Below are 17347 nucleotides of genomic sequence, written 5' to 3'. Positions count from 1 at the left end.
GTTTGGCACCTCGATGTCGGCTCATCACATCCTGGGGCTGGAGCAGGTCCCAAGGGTTTGGCTGTTCGCCAATTAAAGTGGTACGTGAGCTGGGTTCAGAACGTCGCGAGACAGTTTGGTCCCTATCTGCCGTGGGCGTCGATAATTGAAAGGAGTTGACCCTAGTACGAGAGGACCGGGTTGAACATACCTCTGGTGTACCAGTCATGCCGCCAGGCGTGCTGCTGGGTAGCTATGTATGGACGGGATAACCGCTGAAAGCATCTAAGCGGGAAGCCTCCCTTAAGATAAGTTATCATAGAGTCGTGGAAGACCACCACGTTGATAGGCTGGGTGTGGAAGTGCAGTAATGCATGAAGCTAACCAGTCCTAATTACTCAATTCGCGCTTGTAGAATCCCGCCATCAACAACAATGTTGGAATATTTCAACTTGTCGTAGATGCTGGACATTATAAGCTCAGCCCACGGTAATATGTGCATGGAATGAAACATCATGCATATCTTACCAACGATATATCGATTAAAAGACCCGTAATTACAGCTTATGCGCTTGCTTCATTGCTTGGTGGCCATAGCGTCTGTGCCCCACCCGATCCCATCTCGAACTCGGCCGTGAAACCAGACTGCGCCGATGGTACTTTGTCTCAAGGCACGGAAGAGTAGGTCGTCGCCAGGCATTGCAGCAGGCGCATAAAGATGTAGTTACGAGGAAATAACCCATTCACTTTTTCAAAAAGCGGCCTGTCCCTTATATGGGCCGGCCGCTTTTTTATTTTTGTGTGATTGTTGAAATACAGTCCCACTGGTAGCGCGGGATGGAGCAGTCCGGTAGCTCGTCAGGCTCATAACCTGAAGGTCGTAGGTTCAAATCCTACTCCCGCAACCAAAATTATGCCGCTAGCCCAATGGGTTGGCGGCTTTTTTGTTTCAAACGAATCTTCGATTCCGGTTTTGCTCTTACTCACGATCGCTGCGACGTCTCTTTTGTCAAGGCAGTGAGCAGTGTTTCCGAAAGCCACGCCTGATAGCGATCCGGCGTCCAGCCTCCTTCCTCAACCAGCATGCGCCAGACATCTCGACTCGTATACATCCAGAGAATATGTTGCGCCTCTTCCTGGGTCACATTTTCACGCTGCCGCCCGGATGCGAACAAACGATTGATGCGCTCCTCCTGCATAGAGAGGCGAAGCGTCTCGAAACGTTGTTCCTCCTTTCGCAGCGCAGCGGAAAAAGCTGACGCTCCGCGGATTATACCGATTTCGCTTCGTTCGCCGTCATAAATGGCCCGCGACACGTGGGCAGTGAGCGCTATGGAGCGCACCGGATCGTCATCCCCCTCCAAGAGCTTCATGGCAGCCGCAAACTGTTCGCCGAACAGTGCCGACTCCATTAGCGCAGCAAGTATACCTTCCTTCCCCTTGAACAGCGCGTAGACGGTCGACACCGCAACTCCGGCTGCCTGTGCAATTGCCCCAATAGTCGCCTTGTCGATGCCACGCTGGGAAAAAAGTGTCTTTGCACTCTTGAGAATGCGCGCCCGTGTGTCTTCAGCGGCGTTCTTGCGCAGCGGGGATTTATAGTTACGCTTGCGATCAGATTTCATATTCGATATATATTCCTATATTCAAAGTGGGGAGCTGCATCATGTCGTTTCAGGCCTATCTTGACAATATCGAAAAAAAGACCGGAAAGCGGCCCGAAGATTTCCATGCGCTGGCGCAGGAGAAAGGTCTGCTCGGACCGGAACTGACAGCAACGCAGCTCAAAGCCTGGCTCAAGGAGGATTTTGATCTTGGTCATGGCTACGCCATGGCCATTTGGGCGGTATTCAAGCAAAAAGGTTGGGTAAGTGCACCGAAAGCTTCTGCCCGTCGCACGGCATGAGTGAAGTCAGCAAATCAAGGGCTGGACTCGCACTAGCTCTCCCGGGAACATGGCTCATTCGCATAGGCTGGGTGCTATCAGGTCTCGTGATCGCATTCTTTCTGCTGGACGCCGGCATGAAAATGACGGGTGCCGACGTTTCGGTTTCGGCCACAGTCGCCCTCGGTTATCCGGCACATCAGGTCCGCGCCATAGGTTTCATTCTCCTAATTCTCACCGGTCTCTATGCGATACCGCGCACTTCGGTGCTGGGCGCCCTTGGTGCAACCGGTTATCTTGGCGGCGCGGTTGCCGCACAGTTGCGTGTCGAAAGCCCGCTTATCTCCCATGTGCTATTCGGAGTCTATCTTGGACTGATGCTGTGGGGCGGCCTCTACCTGCGAGAACCGAGATTGCGCACGCTGCTTCCGCTTGTCGGACCTAGGGAGACGTCTTTTTAGACGGTACCATCGCGCAGCTGGCTATGCCTTAATGAGGAAAGCCTGGGTTTGTAAACATAATCTGATCCTCGCTGTTAATCGTGTAAGAATGACAGCGAGTATATGATCAGTACTTGTCGTCCATCCGGACAGGAACCATTCCTCCGTCAATGCGTAGGTCGGTCCCTGTGATGAAAGAGGCCATGTCAGAGGTAAGGAAGCGCGCGGCTTGGGCGATGTCCATGGCTGTCCCCCATCTTTTTAGAGGTGTTTGTGCCAAAACCTCGGCAGCTGCTTCGCCATGGTCGACTTCGAAGCGCCCCATTGGTGTCCAGATAAGCCCCGGAGAGATGGAGACAATTCGCGCCCCTTTTTCGGCCCAGCCAATCGAGCGCTTTACCGCCATCCGAATGGTGGCTCTTTTCGAAACACCATAGGCAGGCCCACTCAAGCCGGAATAGCTGAAGGATGTCCCGTTTCCGGCAGTCATTGCGGCCAACCGCGTGAGATGGCTTTCCATGCTGTCCAAGAAATCATCAGTGGTAGCCGTATCAAGAATGGCATCTACCTCGGCATCTGCAGGGGCAAGATGGCCTGCTATTGACGCCAGAACTACGGCGACCATCCCCATGGTGACATGCGGTTCAATTGCGTCGAGCATTCTTCGCGTAGACAGAACATTTGTCTTCAGGATTGTGCGCCAGTCGGCAAGAGCGGACGATATACCGGCGGTGTGAATTAAAACTTTGAGTGATCCGTGTGCCTTTATGCGATCCATTAGTGACCCAATCACCGAATTGTCCGTGAGATCACCCGCAACGCTGCCGACGATAATATAGCCTTCGTCCCGTAATTGCCTTTCAAATTCTGCAAGGCGATCGGCCGACATGTCCGCAAGCAGAAGATCATGCGATCGACCGAATTCGCGAGCACATGCCATGCCTATGCCGCCGCAACCGCCTGTGATCAAGGCAAGCGGTCTGTCTATGCTTCTTTTCATATTCTCTCTCCCCCATTCTGGCGTGGCATCAGAAGATTTCAATATAGCCCGCGCTGCACTTTAATTTTGTTATATCTTGATACACTATTGAATATGCTCTTATAGTCCTTGTCAAGGCTTGCGGCTACTTCATTGCGGTCCTACGCTGAATAAGATGTTGGTTCCCCGCCCCTTCCAGATACGGATGAACGAGCGAAGCGAAACGGATGACGAGAACGTGAAGATCGAAAGCGAAACCGAGAGCAACGATAACACTGCTCCTAAACGGCGAAAATATAATACGAAAGCGATGCGCGAGCGTCAGGCGCGGATCATCTCGGCCACCCTCGAATTGATTGAGGAGGGGGGGATTGGAGCCGCTACCATTCGTGACGTCAGCAAGAGAGCTAATGTAGCATTGCGAACGCTCTATTTGTATTTCGAGAACCGCGAAGCGATGATCGGGAGTGCAATCAAGGATTTTTTCTACACGAGCATTTCTCAAAACGGTGTGGATAAGGGGCCGCAGACTCTTGCGGAAGTATTGGACCGGTTTGACCGTCTTGAGGATATCATTCTGCAAAAGCGGGCCTATTCCAGAGAACTCGCCCCTGTCTTTTTCTCGACCAACCTTGACCCCGGTATCCATAAGATATTGAGTGACATAGCGATCTCGCACGTCGTGCCTTATCTTGACGACCTTGTGGCTGCACAGCCTCAGCAGATTAGCAATAATCAATTAGAGTTTCTCAAGTCGCAAATTGCGAATATTGAATATTCGATCATCGACAATTGCTTGAGCGGCCGTATCCCGGAACAGAGAATCCATATCTCTCTTAAAGTCGGGGTTCTCGCATTCATTGCAGGCTATGTTGAGAACCCGCCAGATGATCTTGTTGCCACTTTGCGGGAGATGCAGCAGGCCATAGCCTAGCCGCCCAAGTGCTATGAAATGCCCTGGATACATAAATCACAGACTAATGGTGAGCCAGCCTAGCTGAGCGCAAAGCCGGGATAGCCATTCTGGCTTTCCTGATCGCAATGTTCGCGATACGACTTTACGCCGCCCACATAGGCAAGGATCACGCGTGGTTTTCCAGGAACGTTCGCCCCAACATACCAGCTGTTCGATGTCCCCCAAAGATTGTCCTCGACCAGGGAATTGACCGTGTCGGTCCATTGTTCCTGCGCCTCTTGCTTCGCCTCGCAGCGAGTGAAGTCATTATCCTCGACATATTTGATGAGATCGCCAATCCAGTCCACTTGAATCTCGTTGGTCATCACAACATTGGTCAGCACAGACGGGCTACCCGGACCGCCGACCATGTATAGGTTCGGGAACCCATGGACGCTGATACCAAGTTCGGTTTTGGGTCCGTCCTGCCAGACGTCCTTGAGCAATTGCCCATCTTCACCGCGCACTTCCATGCCAGTCAAAGCGCCCGTCAGTGCGTCGAAACCGGAGGCACAGATCAGGTAATCCAGCTCGATCTTTTCCCCACCGACGACGACAAAACTATCTTCCACATACTCAATCGGATTGGATTTCACATCGACCAAATCGACATTTTCGCGGTTATAAGCCTCATAATAATCAGTACCTACGGTGCAACGCTTGGTACCATAAGCAAATCCGCGAGGAGTTAGCTTTTCCACTGTGTCGGGGTCTTCAACTACGGTAGCGATTTTCGAACGGAGAAAATCACCGGCTTCCTGATTGACTTCGGGGTCAACCATCGCGTCACCAAATGCCCAGCCGACAACCCCGCCGCCATTGGCGTAACGTGTCTCGTAGATCTCTGCACGCCGTTCGGGTGAGAAGTCGGATGCCTTTTGAAGCGCTGTATCATTGACCTCGTCTGGCAGCATGATGTCACCGCCGCCCCAGCGGATGCATTCGCGCATACGTTCGCGCGTAAGTTCCCGGTTTTCTTCCCACCATTCATAATCAGCGTCGGTCAGAGGGCGGTTGCATGCCGGTGAATAAAAATTGGCAGTCCGGATGAATACGGTGAGGTGTTCACATTGCTCGGCAATGATCGGAATTGCCTGAACCGCAGACGAGCCGGTGCCGATGATGCCAACGCGTTTTCCTGAAAAATCTGGCTCTTCCTGTGGCCAGCGGGCGGTGTGAATCAACGTCCCTTTGAAGGATTTGATGCCGGGAATATCCGGGTAGATCGGTGTTGTGATTGGCCCGGCGGCGGAAATGAAATGGCGTGCTTTATAGCGGTCACCGTCTTCAGTTTCGAATTCCCACAGGCGTGCTTGCTTGTCATAAATTGCGCTCTTGATCCGGGAATTGAACCGGATGTCTTTGCGCAGGTCGAGACGATCGGCAGCAAATCGCAGATATTCGCAGATCTCGTCGCGGGCGGAATAGCGTTCAGACCATTTCCACTCTGCATCAAGGATAGGCGAGAATGAATAGCTGTAGACCAGGCTTTCGACATCGCACCGTGCGCCGGGATAGCGGTTCCAATACCATGCGCCTCCGACATCGGGGGCCGCTTCGATTACTATCGCGTTGAAACCATCACTGCGCACCCTGTGGAGCGAATGGAGACCCGCGAACCCCGCACCAATGATTAGAACATCATAGACCGGTATTTCATCAGTCGCATGGACCATCGCACATTTCCTCCTCTGGGCCTGTTTCGAATCAGGCTGTATCTTTCCAATTAGTATATCTTGTTATACATTTTGTTCAAGGCTTACCTGACCGTCTTTTCAGTTCAACCGGGTGCTTTCAAACAGGCAGATATCCGCGGTTTCGCACCATTTCTGACGGTGATGGGTTCCTGCGAGACATGCACGCCAACCATCACGGACAGAACCTGCTCGTCAACGCTCATCATTTTTATCTGTTTTCCACATGATCAGCCCGTCGAGCGCCTCGACCTCGGTGCCCCGGACCAGCAGCGGATTGATTTCAAGCGATTCCAGATCGGAACCAAGCGCCAGCGCCTCATCGGCGATTTTCACCACAGCATCCGCAATCTTGTCCAGATCGGATGCCTCAGCCCCGCGGAATCCATCCAGAAGCTTTGCGCCTTTTAACGTGCCCAGCATTTCCACTATGTCAGACCGGGTGCAGGGCAGGGTGCAAATCGCAACATCGGCCAGCAATTCAACCAACACGCCGCCAAACCCAAGGGTCAGGGTAAGGCCCCAGGTGGCATCGCGGGTAATACCGACCAGCAGTTCAATTCCCCCTTCACGCATTGGCGAGAGGATCACCCCGTCAATCTGCGCTTGCGGAGCAGCTTTGGAAACCGCCTGCATAATGCTGTCATACTCGTCGCCCGCGTCTTCCGGTGCGACGTTCAGCCGGACGCCGCCGACTTCGGTCTTGTGCAAAATATCGGGAGAAAGCACCTTCATGGCCAGTTTTCCGGACAATCCCGCTGCCGCCGCTTCATCGCGTGAGTGAACGATAACGGCAGGTATCACGGGAACCGAGTGCGAGCTGAGATAGTCCAGAACGGCGCGCTCGGTGGTGAGGTCAGTGGCAAGAGCGGGGCGCTCTGTCTTTTCAGAGCTACTGGCGATCTGGAATATATTTCCCTTTGCCAGCTTTTCGGCTTTTCGTGACCACCAAGCGGCTTTCCCCGCCGCCCGTAGCGCCGCATCAATACCGCTCACGATAGGCGGGAGGCCGTGTTCCGCGATTGCGCTGCGGGTTACGTCGGTCAACGTCTTGGAGGTTGTCAGGATCATGACAGTCGGTTTTTCGGATTGCTGAGCTGCCCGGCCAATCGCCGCTAAACCGGCAGGAAGCGAAATCGCACCTTCAACAGTCGGAATACCGATATTGACACCAACCAGCCCGATTTCGGGAGCAGAGGCGGCAACCGTAATCAGCTTTTCGAGCATTTCCGGATTGCCAATCGCCGCGCCGGTCACGTCCAGTGGATTCATAACCGATGCAAAGCTGGCCGAAAGTTCGGTCAATTCCGCAGCCGTTTTATCCGGGAACGCGGGTAGCGAGACATTCGCTTCTTCTGCAGCGTCGGCGACCAGGGTACAGGCCCCGCCGGAAATAGAGATAAAGCCTAGTCCGGGGGCAGGCAGCGGCCCGGTCGCGGCGAGCAAGCCCGCTGTGATAATCAGGTCTTCCGTCGAATGGACCCGGATCACGCCCAGGCGGTCACATACAGCATCAAAAACAGCGTCGTTCCCTGCAAGCGAGCCGGTATGCGCCTTTGCAACTTCGGTTGCGAGTTCGCTGCGCCCTATCTTTAGGATGACGATAGGCTTTTTATTGGCAATTGCCCTTTGCGCGGCCTTTGCAAATTTCTCGGGTTCACGGATGGATTCGGCGAATAACGCGATTGCCTTGGTCGGTTCATGGTCGATGAGATAATCGAGCACGTCGGCAAGACTTAACTGCGCTTCGTTGCCTGTCGCCGCGACAAAGCTGGTTCCGATATTCTGGCTATGGGCGAATTCGTTCAGTTCACTGGCGGTGGCACCGCTCTGGGAAATGATCGCGATTTGCGGAGGCAGCAATGGCAAGACAGCGGGGATCGAGGAGACGGTTGTCCTTGCGCCGACATTGTTGAAGCCCAGTGAGTTCGGCCCCCACATGACCAGCCCGTGCTCCTCTGCTTTCGCGACAAGTTCGCGTTGAAGCTCGGCACCCTCTTCACCAATTTCGGCATAGCCGGATGTCAGGATAGCAACATTGCGGATTCCGGCTGCGGCGACATCGTCCAGTGCATCAAGCATTGCAGATTGCGGGACGAATATGAAGGCAACATCTACCGGCTCACCAATATCCCGGCAAGAGCGAAACCCCTTAAGTCCGCCAACATCGACACCACCGCGATTGACGGCATAGGTCCTTCCGGAAAATTCAAAATCACGGAGATTTTGAAGGATGAAATGGGTCCACGTGGATTTTTCGCTGGCCCCGACCAACGCGATGGTGCGCGGGGCGAACAGGCCGTTTAGCGGATGAACATCTGTGCCATCCTGACCTTGCGTGTCTTGAGTAATTGTTGCCATAGCCGCGTTCCTAACTCTCGATTGTCTTCATGAGATTTTCGACAGAATCGGCGAAGTCTTCCTTGAACTCCTGAACCACTGCGGTTGCCGAGCGGATAGCGTCGATCAGGCCCACACCCTGTCCGACCCAATAGCTTACAAGCTCCTTGGCTTGTTCGTTGCCGCCATCTGCCGCGCGGTCGATGCGATCGAAAGAAGGCATGGAGATCATCGCCATTAACGGCATGGGCAGGGCGCCGGGGCTATCCGGTCCGTCCCATGCGTCATGCCACTGCGACTTTAACTGGCGGCTTGGTTTACCGGTGCGCGTTTTCGACCGGATGGTGTCGCGCGAACGGGCATGGATCATCTTGTCCTTAAATGTTTCGGTGGTTTCTGCTTCAGTAGTGGCCAGCCAGACCGAACCGGTCCAGACACCCGCTGCGCCCATGGCCATGCATCCGGCCATTTGAGCCCCGTTCATGATTCCGCCCGCAGCAAGCACGGGAACTTCACGAACGGCTTTTACCGCCTGAATAACTTCCGGGACAAGGACGAGCGTAGATACTTCGCCGCAATGTCCGCCTGCCTCACTGCCTTGTGCGACGAGCAAATCAACGCCTGCATTGACCTGACGAATGGCGTGTTCCTTCGCTCCGACAAGCGCCCCGACAGGGATGCCATGCTTGCGCGCCCGCTCGATCATAGATGGCGGTGCGATACCTAGCGCATTGACGATAAGGCTGATCGGGTGGCGGAAGGCAACATCCATCAACGCCTCACCCATTTCGGGCAGGGTCACGGGCGGAACTTCATCAACAACATCGTTTTTGCCGACCGAAATGCCGTGATCGCGTAGCAGATCAACCGCAAAATCGACATGCTTTCCGGGAATCTGGTCGAGCAGCTTCTCGACGCTCATGTCGCCAGAGAATGACTGGTTTTCAGGGACCAGAATGTCGACGCCGTAAGGCTTTCCGCCGACATGGGCGTCAATCCATTTCAGCTCTTCTTCCAGCGTTTCAGGCGTGAAGCTGCTACCGCCAAGCACCCCGAAGCCACCGGCATTGGTGACAGCGGCCACCACATCGCGGCAATGGCTGAACGCAAATAGGGGGAATTCCGCTCCCAAAAGACTTTTTATCGGTTCCATGCTTCTTTCCTCACTTTCGTTTGTGACAGCGGCCATTTTCATGCGCCGCTTTGATAATTCTGATCATGCGGCCTGCTACGGTCCCTGCCAATAGCTGAGACCATCGGCAGCGGTTTCGGCATAGCCATGTGTGCCAACCGGCTCATTTTGGCCAGAGGTCAGGAATGAAAGACCGTTAAGGTCGTCACCGGCAACCCGGCTCACAAAGCGTTTTCCATATGGCGAGCGTGCGACAATCGTGCCGAAAACGGGCTTGCCATCGCGGCCATATGGTACGCTATACGCCTCGATCATCCCCGGCCCGGTGTAGCTTTCGTCAAGGTCCGGGCGCGGTCCGCGCAGCCGGTCTGCCTCGGCCTGATAGTTGAAATCCTGCGGGAAGCGGGGTTGATCCGGTTTTTCGCGGGTCAATATGATGGAATGATTATGTGTGGCAAACCCGCCATTGGCAAAGATCAGGCCATTGCGGCCCTCTTTGCGCAATTTCTGTGTCATCACGACGATGGCATGCATCATGCAATTGCCGATCGGACCGCCGCCAAAGGTAAGCCCGCCATAGACGCTGGGTGAACGTTCAAGCGGCCAGTCGAGCACGCGCCGCGCCATTTTCACGACACATGGAAAACAGCTATATAATTCAACGAAATCGAGATCGTCAGCGCCAAGATTATTGAGCTCTAGCGCCGTGGAAATTGACACCTGCATTGCGGGCGATGCGGTATAGCTGTCGCGGGCAAGGAAATCCTCGCTTTCATGCGCGGCAGCTCCAGCCCCTACAAAGACCATTTGATCTTGCGGAACGCCCATTGCCAGTGCCTTGTCCAGATTGGTCACGATGACCGCCGCACCCATGTTGACCGAATTATTGGCCACCATCAGCTTGGTGTAAGGAAATGTGATCATGCGGTTGCGGTCATTGACCGTCCTGATCATGTCCGCACTATATTCTTCCTGGATCCACGCCCCCGGATTGGCCACTGCGGCCTCGGAAAATGCTGCCCACAAGGTTGCGGTTTCGTCCTGTGCTTCAGCCAGGCTCTGCCCCCAGTGCGCGCGCGTCGCGGTTTCATAAAGCGGATAGACATCGGTTGGCGTAACCAGTCCATATTGACGCAGAAACGGGCTGACCGACTCTTCCATCAGCTCGCGCATGGCATTGGACTGCGCTGCAAGCTGTTCGGGGCTGCGCCGCGCTGCGGTTCGCAGGGCTTCTCCGCCGACAATGGCACCGATCTCTACTTCGCCCGCTGCGATCAGATTGGCCAGATGGTTGAGCAAGGCAACCGGGCCGTCTCCGCTTGGTTCATCGGTCAACATGGTCTGTGCAGGCGCAATTTCGAGATGGGCCAGCAAGTGGTCCATAAACCCATCGCTTTGCGGCCAGGGAGCGACATCGCTGCTGGTCTGGTTCTCGACGCCCAGAAATTCTATTTTATCAAGCCAGTTACCACCGGCATCCTGATCTGCACATAACAAGGAGTCCTGTATCAGGTCGGCGACCTCCCAAGACTTTCCGTCACGATCGCTGTTACCCAGGATTTGTCCTACCCCGATAATGACAGGGACAGCGCTTGTTTGTGTCATAAACTACTCTCGATTATTGATAGGCGCGGCGCGGGAGTTACCTCCCTCGCCGCGCCATCCATATTAAAAACGCATCGTGGCCTGCATTAGAACCTGCAGCCCTCTGTTGGGCAGGGCCATTAACTGGCCGGTGGTTCCCGGTGTTACCGGAGCACCCGGTTTTTCCGCGATGTAACCGGTGGTGATTTCGTCAGTCAGGTTGCGGCCAATCAAAGCCAGTTCCCATGACTCGTCCATCGGTCCGACCCGCACGCTTGCATCGTAAAGCACATAGGAGTCCTGCACACCGGACGGATTGCCGTTGTCGATCCCCAGATAGTCATCGCTTATCTTTGCGCTACCCGATAAGCCGAACTGGAAATCAGCGCCGATCGGGAATGTCGCATCGAAGCCGGCATTTGCGGTCCAGTCAGGTGCGCGTGTAAGCGGTTTGCCTGAGAGGTCTTGCGAGAATGTACCATCGCCGTTTGGCACGTTACATCCTGTCGCCGCAACCTGTCCGCTCCAGCAGCCCGCAATATAATCCAGATAGCGCGCCTTGTTGTAGGAGACACCACCGAATACCGTCAGCCAGCTAGACGGACGCAGGTTCAACTCTACTTCCACCCCTTTGACCCGCGCCGAAGCCGCGTTGGTGATTTTGAAGCTGGTTGTTGCCGCATCAAAAGAGTTCACCTGAAGGTTCGAGTATTTGTAGGAGTAGATACTGCTGGTAATGGTCGCCATGCCATCAAGGGCACGGGCCTTGATACCGCCTTCGAAGCCCTTGATCTTTTCCGATCCGAAGCGAATTGATTCGACCGTAATATCCGCCGGGATCAAATTGGTGCTGATCCCGAAACCACCCGATTTATAGCCTGTTTTATAAGCTACATAGGCGGTCAGGTCGGACGTTGGTCGCCAAGTCAGCGTGGCTTCCGGCGAGTAGTTGCTATCCTTGAACTTGTCGGCAAAGACTTTGCCTTCCGGTGCCAGAACAACGCCTGAAAGTGGAGGATGGACATAGCTATTAACCAGTGTCGAATCCTTCGTTTCATGGGTATATCTCACCCCGCCCGACAGTTCGAGTTCGGGCGTGATGTCCCACATCAGCTGGCCGAACACAGAATAGGTATTGCCTGTGGTCTGGCCCGGCTTTTCCCAGGTATGATATTTACCAGTTGCCGGATCGACGGGCAGCGGCGCGATCAGAACCGTGTTGATAAACTCCAGATCGGTATGCTGATAATAGGCGCCAAGCATGAAATTGACCGGCGAGTCAAAATCCGAAGCCAACCGGAATTCCTGGCTCAATGATTCATATTTTTCCGTTTCGGCTGAATCATACGCCATGTAGACTGTTGCGTCATAGTTATCGAAATATTTGGCGTCACTTTTATAATAGCCCGAAACCGACGTAAGTGTCACATCACCAAACTGGTAATTCGCCTGAAGGCTACCCAGCAGCATCTTGGTGGTGCTGTAAGGATTTTGCTTCGCCGAAGGCCAGTTGTCGGCATATCCATCTGGCAAAGCGCCATTGGAATAGTTCTTGTCGAACTTACAATCGCCGAACGGGTCCACTGCGGGTGACGGGAAGCCTGAATAGACGACGACAGGCGTCGTGAAGGCGCCGCAATCGTAAAGCTGCTGCCCGGCAGAAGGGCCATCGTTGTGATAGCTCATACCTGCAATTTTCAGCGTTGCATCGAAATCACTGCCGACAGGATTGAAGGCCAGAGTCACGCGGCCAAGAAATTCATCTTCACCCGGCCTGCTGCTTTTCGGTGCCTGCGGCAAATTGGTCGGACCTGCGAAAGGTGAGGATGTCAACTGCCCGGCCGTGTTGTTCAGCCAGCCCTTCATATCGCGGTAGCGCAGCGCAACGCGGGCACCCAGCGATTCCGTCAGCGGACCAGATATGACCCCTTCGACGATCTTTTCATCGGCTTCAAATTCATAGCCTACGCGCACATGGCCGCTCAACTCATCGGTTGGCGATGCTGAAGTCATGCTAATGACGCCCGCAGGGCTGTTCTTTCCGAAGAACAATGCTTGCGGACCCTTCATCACCTCGACCTGCTCAAGATCGAGAAGACCGAGGGTGATAATACGGGCGCGACCCGTTTGCACACCATCGACATTGACGGAGACGGCCTGGTCAAATCCCGCATTACTGGGAGAGGTTCCGATACCGCGCAGCGAAATAACACCCCCGGCGCCACTAGTTGCCTGACTAATTGACAGGGAAGGGGCCAGCTTTGCCAAGTCACGTGAATCGGTTACGGCGAGTTTGTCCAGTTGCTCGCCGCCGATTGCACTGACTGCAACAGGGGCGGATAGCAGGCTCTCTTTGCGTTGCCGTGCTGTAACAATAATGTCCCCGCTATAGGCGTCGTTTGCCGCCAGCTGAACTGGCTCGTCCGCCGCATCCTGCGCATATGCAGGCTGCACCATTAAAGCCGTAAGACCTGTTGAGGCGGCCAATATGGACCGCCATGACACCAAACCATTTTTGAACTTATACATTATTCTCTCCCTATGTTATTGTAATATAGTGACAAATACGAATTTCTTGAAATTAATTGATCCAGAGTATTTCTTGAAAACACCGTGTTTCAGGCATTTCCTGACGCATGGTGGATGGCAAGCGGCGCAACTGGGGCAAATGGGGCCTTGCTATCGAAAGGCAGGATATCAAAGGCATCACTTGCTCTTCCTTTCCCGTTCAGCCTGCTTGCGTGCCTGCGCTTGCACATAGACACGGATATCTTCCGCTTGGGTGGCAGTTAGCTTGTCCTTAAAAGAGATCATGCCGGTATCGGACAGCGCTCCATCTATCACCACGGCGCTCCATGAATTGGGGTCGGTCATTATGCTGCTACGTCGCAGATCCGCCACAACGCCGGCCGACATCGTGCCCGCTGCGTGGCAGGAAGAGCAATTGGCAGCATAAAGCTTTGCCCCCCGTGAGACCGCTTGCTCAGACAGCTTTTCATCAGTCACAGCGAGCGCCAATGCTTCGGCTGGTGGTGCAAGTTTGACGTCCCCACCTAGCTTGAACACAAGCAACCTGCCCGGAAGTTGCGACTTCGGCTGTTCAAAACTTGGCAGTGCCAGCGCCATTGCGCCGCCATATCCCACCATCAACGCGACATATTGGGTCGATCCAATTTTATATGTCATGGGTGCGGCCACAGCGCCGTTCTGTATGTCATATTGCCATAATTGTTTGCCGGTCGCCGCATCATAGGCAAAAAAGTCACCTGCAGCGGTCGCCTGAAAAACCAGCCCACCCGCAGTCGCCAGCACGCCGCCATTGACGGGCTGTTTGTGCGTCACGGTCCATTCAGCCTTTTGTGTCACCGGATTCCATGCGATCAACGCGCCTTTCAGGCTATCGCGCGCTGCCTTGATCTCTGCATCGGTCGAAGGCGGAGGCGCGGCCTCCAAATCGACTCCGGGGTTCCAGCGGCCGGGTTCAAACTTGAAATCGGAAACGCCGACATAAAGAAACGGAATGAATTGGGCGGGGATATAAACAAGCCCGGTTTGCTGGCTATAGGCCATTGGCTGCCAATTATGCGCACCCGGCCCACCGGGCAGCATGACTTCGGGGTTCTGGTAACGGGCATTGGCTGTTTCCACGGGCCGCCCCGTTGTCATGTCGATGGATGTCGCCCAGCTTGTCGGCACGAAATTTTTCGCTGAAATCAGCTTTCCCGTCTTGCGGTCAATGACGTAGAAAAAGCCGTTCTTCGGGGCTTGCATCAATATCTTGCGGTCGGTCCCGTCGATTGTCAGGTCAGCAAGAATGATCGGTTGCGTCGCGGTAAAGTCCCAGCTTTCACCCGGTGTTTCCTGATAATGCCAGAGATATTTTCCTGTATCGGGATCAAGTGCCACAATCGACGAAAGGAAGAGGTTGTCGCCCTTGCCATCTGACCTGATGCGGTGATTCCATGGGGAACCATTTCCAACACCGAGGTAAAGCTGGTCCAGTTCTTCGTCATAGACGATCGCATCCCAGACTGTGCCGCCGCCGCCATATTTCCAGTAATTGCCGAACCATGTTTCCTGCGCCTTGGCTTTTAGAACATCGTCCGATGCCGCACCGTCCGGCCCTTTGGCGGGATTGCCCGGTACAGTGTAAAAGCGCCATGCCTGTTTGCCGGTCGCTGCATCATAAGCAGTGACATAGCCGCGCACACCGTAATCGGCTCCGCCATTACCGATAATGACCTTACCTTTGGCGATGCGCGGTGCACCGGTAATAGTATAGCTGCCTTCCGTATCCGGTCCGATTGTATCTACGCTCCAGACAAGTTTGCCCGTTTCCGCATCCAGCGCAATCAGCCGCCCGTCCAGCGTCGCGGAATATATCTTTCCGTCATAATAAGCCGCGCCTCTGTTCACCACATCGCAGCATGCTTTATAGGCGGTCGGCCCCGGTACCTCGGGATCATATTGCCATTTCAGCTTGCCGCTGACAGCATCCACCGCGATGACTTTGCTCCACGCCGTCGTGGAATAGATGGTATCGCCGATAACGAAAGGCGTTGCTTCCTGCCCGCGAAAGGTATCGAGATCCAGCGACCATGCCAGCCCCAATTCCCCGACATTCGCGGTGTTGATGCTATCCATTTTCGAATAATGCTGTTCGTCCGAAGATCCGCCAATCGATGACCAGCCAGCGGGGTCATTTGCCGCCGTCGCACTATCGCCGGAGGGGCTATTATCAGAGGCAGATTGCCCGCACGCGCTTACCATCATGGAAAGAGCAATGAGCGGGGCCATGAACGGGAGGACTTGATGCCGCATCCTTATTGCTCCCCCAAGGCGATATAGACCGATTTGGTTTCCTGGAATGCCCTGAAGCCCTCTTCGGCCATTTCCCGGCCCAGTCCCGATTCCTTGAAGCCGCCGAACGGCATTGAAGGATGCGTCACACCGTAACAATTAACCCAGACATTCCCGGCCTGCAGCCGCCTGGCGAGCAGGTGCGCCTTGTCCACGCTCGATGTAAAAATGCCTGCGCCCAATCCGTAATTGGTATCGTTGGCCAGATGGGCGACTTCTTCAAAATCATCAAAGGGCGTGGCGACGACTACCGGTCCGAAAATCTCTTCCCGGCTAATCCGTGCGTCTTGTGACAGATCGGTGAATATCGTCGGTTCGATAAAAAATCCGTCGCCGCTTACCGGCTTGCCACCAGCAACAAGCTGCCCACCTTCGGCGCTGCCCAAGGTGATGAAATCACTCACGCGCTGCCGCTGCTTTTCGGAGATAAGCGGCCCCAGCATGCTGTCGTCCTGAAGGCCGTGACCGATCTTCAGTCCCTTTGCCATTTCGGCAACCCCTTCGACAACCTGATCGAATGAAGAGCGCTGCACATAGAGGCGCGAACCTGCGAAACATATCTGCCCCGTGTTTGCAAAGATCGCCATGGCAGCGCCCGGAATAGCTCTGTCCATCGCTGCGTCGTCAAACACAATGCAAGGGGATTTGCCGCCCAGTTCCAGGGTCACGCGCTTGACGCTGTCTGCGGCGGAGCGGAGCACTGCCTTGCCCGTTTCGGTCGAGCCGGTGAACGATATCTTGTTGACGTCGGGATGAGCGACAAGCGCAGCACCCGCATCGCCGTACCCGGTTACGATATTGAGCACGCCTGCGGGTATCCCCGCTTCCAGCGCCAGTTCACCCATGCGAAGCGCGGTTAGCGGCGTATCTTCGGCCGGCTTGACAACGCAGGTGCAGCCCGCGGCCAGTGCAGGGGCCACCTTGATCGTGAGGCTTGCGATCGGGCCGTTCCACGGGATTATCAAGCCTACGACCCCGACCGGTTCAAGCGATGTATAGGAGTGGAACCGGGCACCGTCACCCGACATGGCTGCCGAAGCATTGCGGCCCATTGTCTGGGCAGTCATCCCGGCAAAGTGCCGCAGCCAAGCTGCCGAAGCGTTCACTCCCCACTGGGCAAAGCCACGTGGCATGCCGTTGTCCAGGACTTCCAGCTCGACCAGTTCATCAATATTGGCTTCAAGAAGGTCGGCGAATCTCCATATCATTCGCGCGCGTGCATCCGGCGAAATACCTGACCACTGATTGGATTCGAATGCTTTGCGCGCCGCAGTTACAGCGCGGTCGATATCTTTCGCGTCGCCCTTGGTAATGCTGGCAATGACAGTCCCGTCCGCCGGGTTGCGTGTTTCAAAACGCGCTCCACTTAAAGAATCGACCATAGCTCCGTCGACAAGCAGCCCGTGCTGGCGTTCTAGAAATGTCGTAGTCGCCTTAAGCAAATTCACTGGAGCGTTCATTTGTCAATCATTCCTCATCCTGCGAGCGAATCCTGCGCC

At 54.8% G+C, this 17347-nt stretch carries 13 protein-coding genes, 1 tRNA gene and 2 rRNA genes; 6 read left to right on the top strand and 10 right to left on the bottom strand.

Features of this window, described 5'->3' with window-relative positions; genetic code table 11:
* From VIN76_RS06720 to VIN76_RS06710, 3 genes are all read left to right on the top strand, one after another.
* Positions 1-392, top strand: a 23S ribosomal RNA gene (locus tag VIN76_RS06720); the annotation flags it as partial.
* Between the two features lie 170 nt (positions 393-562).
* Positions 563-677 (top strand): 5S ribosomal RNA (gene rrf, locus VIN76_RS06715).
* 133 nt (positions 678-810) lie between these two features.
* A tRNA-Met gene (locus VIN76_RS06710) sits at positions 811-887 on the top strand.
* 75 nt (positions 888-962) lie between these two features.
* Here the strand turns inward: VIN76_RS06710 and VIN76_RS06705 are convergent.
* On the bottom strand, positions 963-1604 hold the full coding sequence (locus VIN76_RS06705) for a helix-turn-helix domain-containing protein (protein WP_332041061.1): 642 nt from the start codon (positions 1602-1604) through the stop codon (positions 963-965).
* A 41-nt stretch (positions 1605-1645) separates the two neighbouring features.
* Between VIN76_RS06705 and VIN76_RS06700 the strand changes: the two genes are divergently transcribed.
* Positions 1646-1885 (top strand): DUF4287 domain-containing protein, encoded by a 240-nt coding sequence (locus VIN76_RS06700; protein ID WP_332041060.1) that lies wholly within the window; start codon positions 1646-1648, stop codon positions 1883-1885.
* Positions 1882-2325 carry a DoxX family protein gene (locus VIN76_RS06695; protein WP_332041059.1) on the top strand — a complete coding sequence of 148 codons (444 nt, stop codon included), beginning with the start codon at positions 1882-1884 and terminating at the stop codon, positions 2323-2325. The genes VIN76_RS06700 and VIN76_RS06695 overlap by 4 nt, the downstream gene beginning before the upstream one ends.
* 106 nt (positions 2326-2431) lie before the next feature.
* Here VIN76_RS06695 and VIN76_RS06690 read toward each other — a convergent pair whose 3' ends face one another.
* On the bottom strand, positions 2432-3304 hold the full coding sequence (locus tag VIN76_RS06690) for an SDR family oxidoreductase (protein ID WP_332041058.1): 873 nt from the start codon (positions 3302-3304) through the stop codon (positions 2432-2434).
* A 154-nt stretch (positions 3305-3458) separates the two neighbouring features.
* Here VIN76_RS06690 and VIN76_RS06685 point away from each other — a divergent pair, with 154 nt between their 5' ends.
* A complete protein-coding gene (locus VIN76_RS06685) occupies positions 3459-4217 on the top strand; it encodes a TetR/AcrR family transcriptional regulator (protein ID WP_332041057.1) in 759 nt (252 codons plus the stop codon).
* A 59-nt stretch (positions 4218-4276) separates the two neighbouring features.
* On the opposite strand, the gene VIN76_RS06680 is transcribed toward VIN76_RS06685, so the two are convergent.
* From VIN76_RS06680 to VIN76_RS06645, 8 genes are all read right to left on the bottom strand, one after another.
* Positions 4277-5914 (bottom strand): NAD(P)/FAD-dependent oxidoreductase, encoded by a 1638-nt coding sequence (locus VIN76_RS06680; protein ID WP_332041056.1) that lies wholly within the window; start codon positions 5912-5914, stop codon positions 4277-4279.
* A 104-nt stretch (positions 5915-6018) separates the two neighbouring features.
* A complete protein-coding gene (locus VIN76_RS06675) occupies positions 6019-6141 on the bottom strand; it encodes a hypothetical protein (protein WP_332041055.1) in 123 nt (40 codons plus the stop codon).
* Entirely contained in the window at positions 6128-8293 is a 2166-nt protein-coding gene (locus VIN76_RS06670; RefSeq protein ID WP_332041054.1) for an acetate--CoA ligase family protein, read from the bottom strand. The genes VIN76_RS06675 and VIN76_RS06670 overlap by 14 nt, the downstream gene beginning before the upstream one ends.
* Positions 8294-8303: 10 nt before the next feature.
* A complete protein-coding gene (locus tag VIN76_RS06665) occupies positions 8304-9425 on the bottom strand; it encodes a nitronate monooxygenase (RefSeq protein WP_332041053.1) in 1122 nt (373 codons plus the stop codon).
* 75 nt (positions 9426-9500) lie between these two features.
* Entirely contained in the window at positions 9501-11009 is a 1509-nt protein-coding gene (locus tag VIN76_RS06660; protein ID WP_332041052.1) for an acetyl-CoA acetyltransferase, read from the bottom strand.
* Positions 11010-11072: 63 nt separating this feature from the next.
* A complete protein-coding gene (locus tag VIN76_RS06655; RefSeq protein WP_332041051.1) occupies positions 11073-13517 on the bottom strand; it encodes a TonB-dependent receptor in 2445 nt (814 codons plus the stop codon).
* Between the two features lie 177 nt (positions 13518-13694).
* Positions 13695-15809 carry a PQQ-dependent dehydrogenase, methanol/ethanol family gene (locus tag VIN76_RS06650; RefSeq protein ID WP_332041050.1) on the bottom strand — a complete coding sequence of 705 codons (2115 nt, stop codon included), beginning with the start codon at positions 15807-15809 and terminating at the stop codon, positions 13695-13697.
* A 2-nt stretch (positions 15810-15811) separates the two neighbouring features.
* Entirely contained in the window at positions 15812-17308 is a 1497-nt protein-coding gene (locus VIN76_RS06645) for an aldehyde dehydrogenase family protein (protein ID WP_332041049.1), read from the bottom strand.
* Positions 17309-17347: the final 39 nt, after the last annotated feature.

It is taken from the genome of Parasphingorhabdus sp., from assembly GCF_036568145.1.
In the GTDB taxonomy this organism is placed as follows: domain Bacteria; phylum Pseudomonadota; class Alphaproteobacteria; order Sphingomonadales; family Sphingomonadaceae; genus Parasphingorhabdus.
Note: the sequence above shows the minus strand (reverse complement) of the source record. Positions and strands in the feature narration are given on the sequence as shown.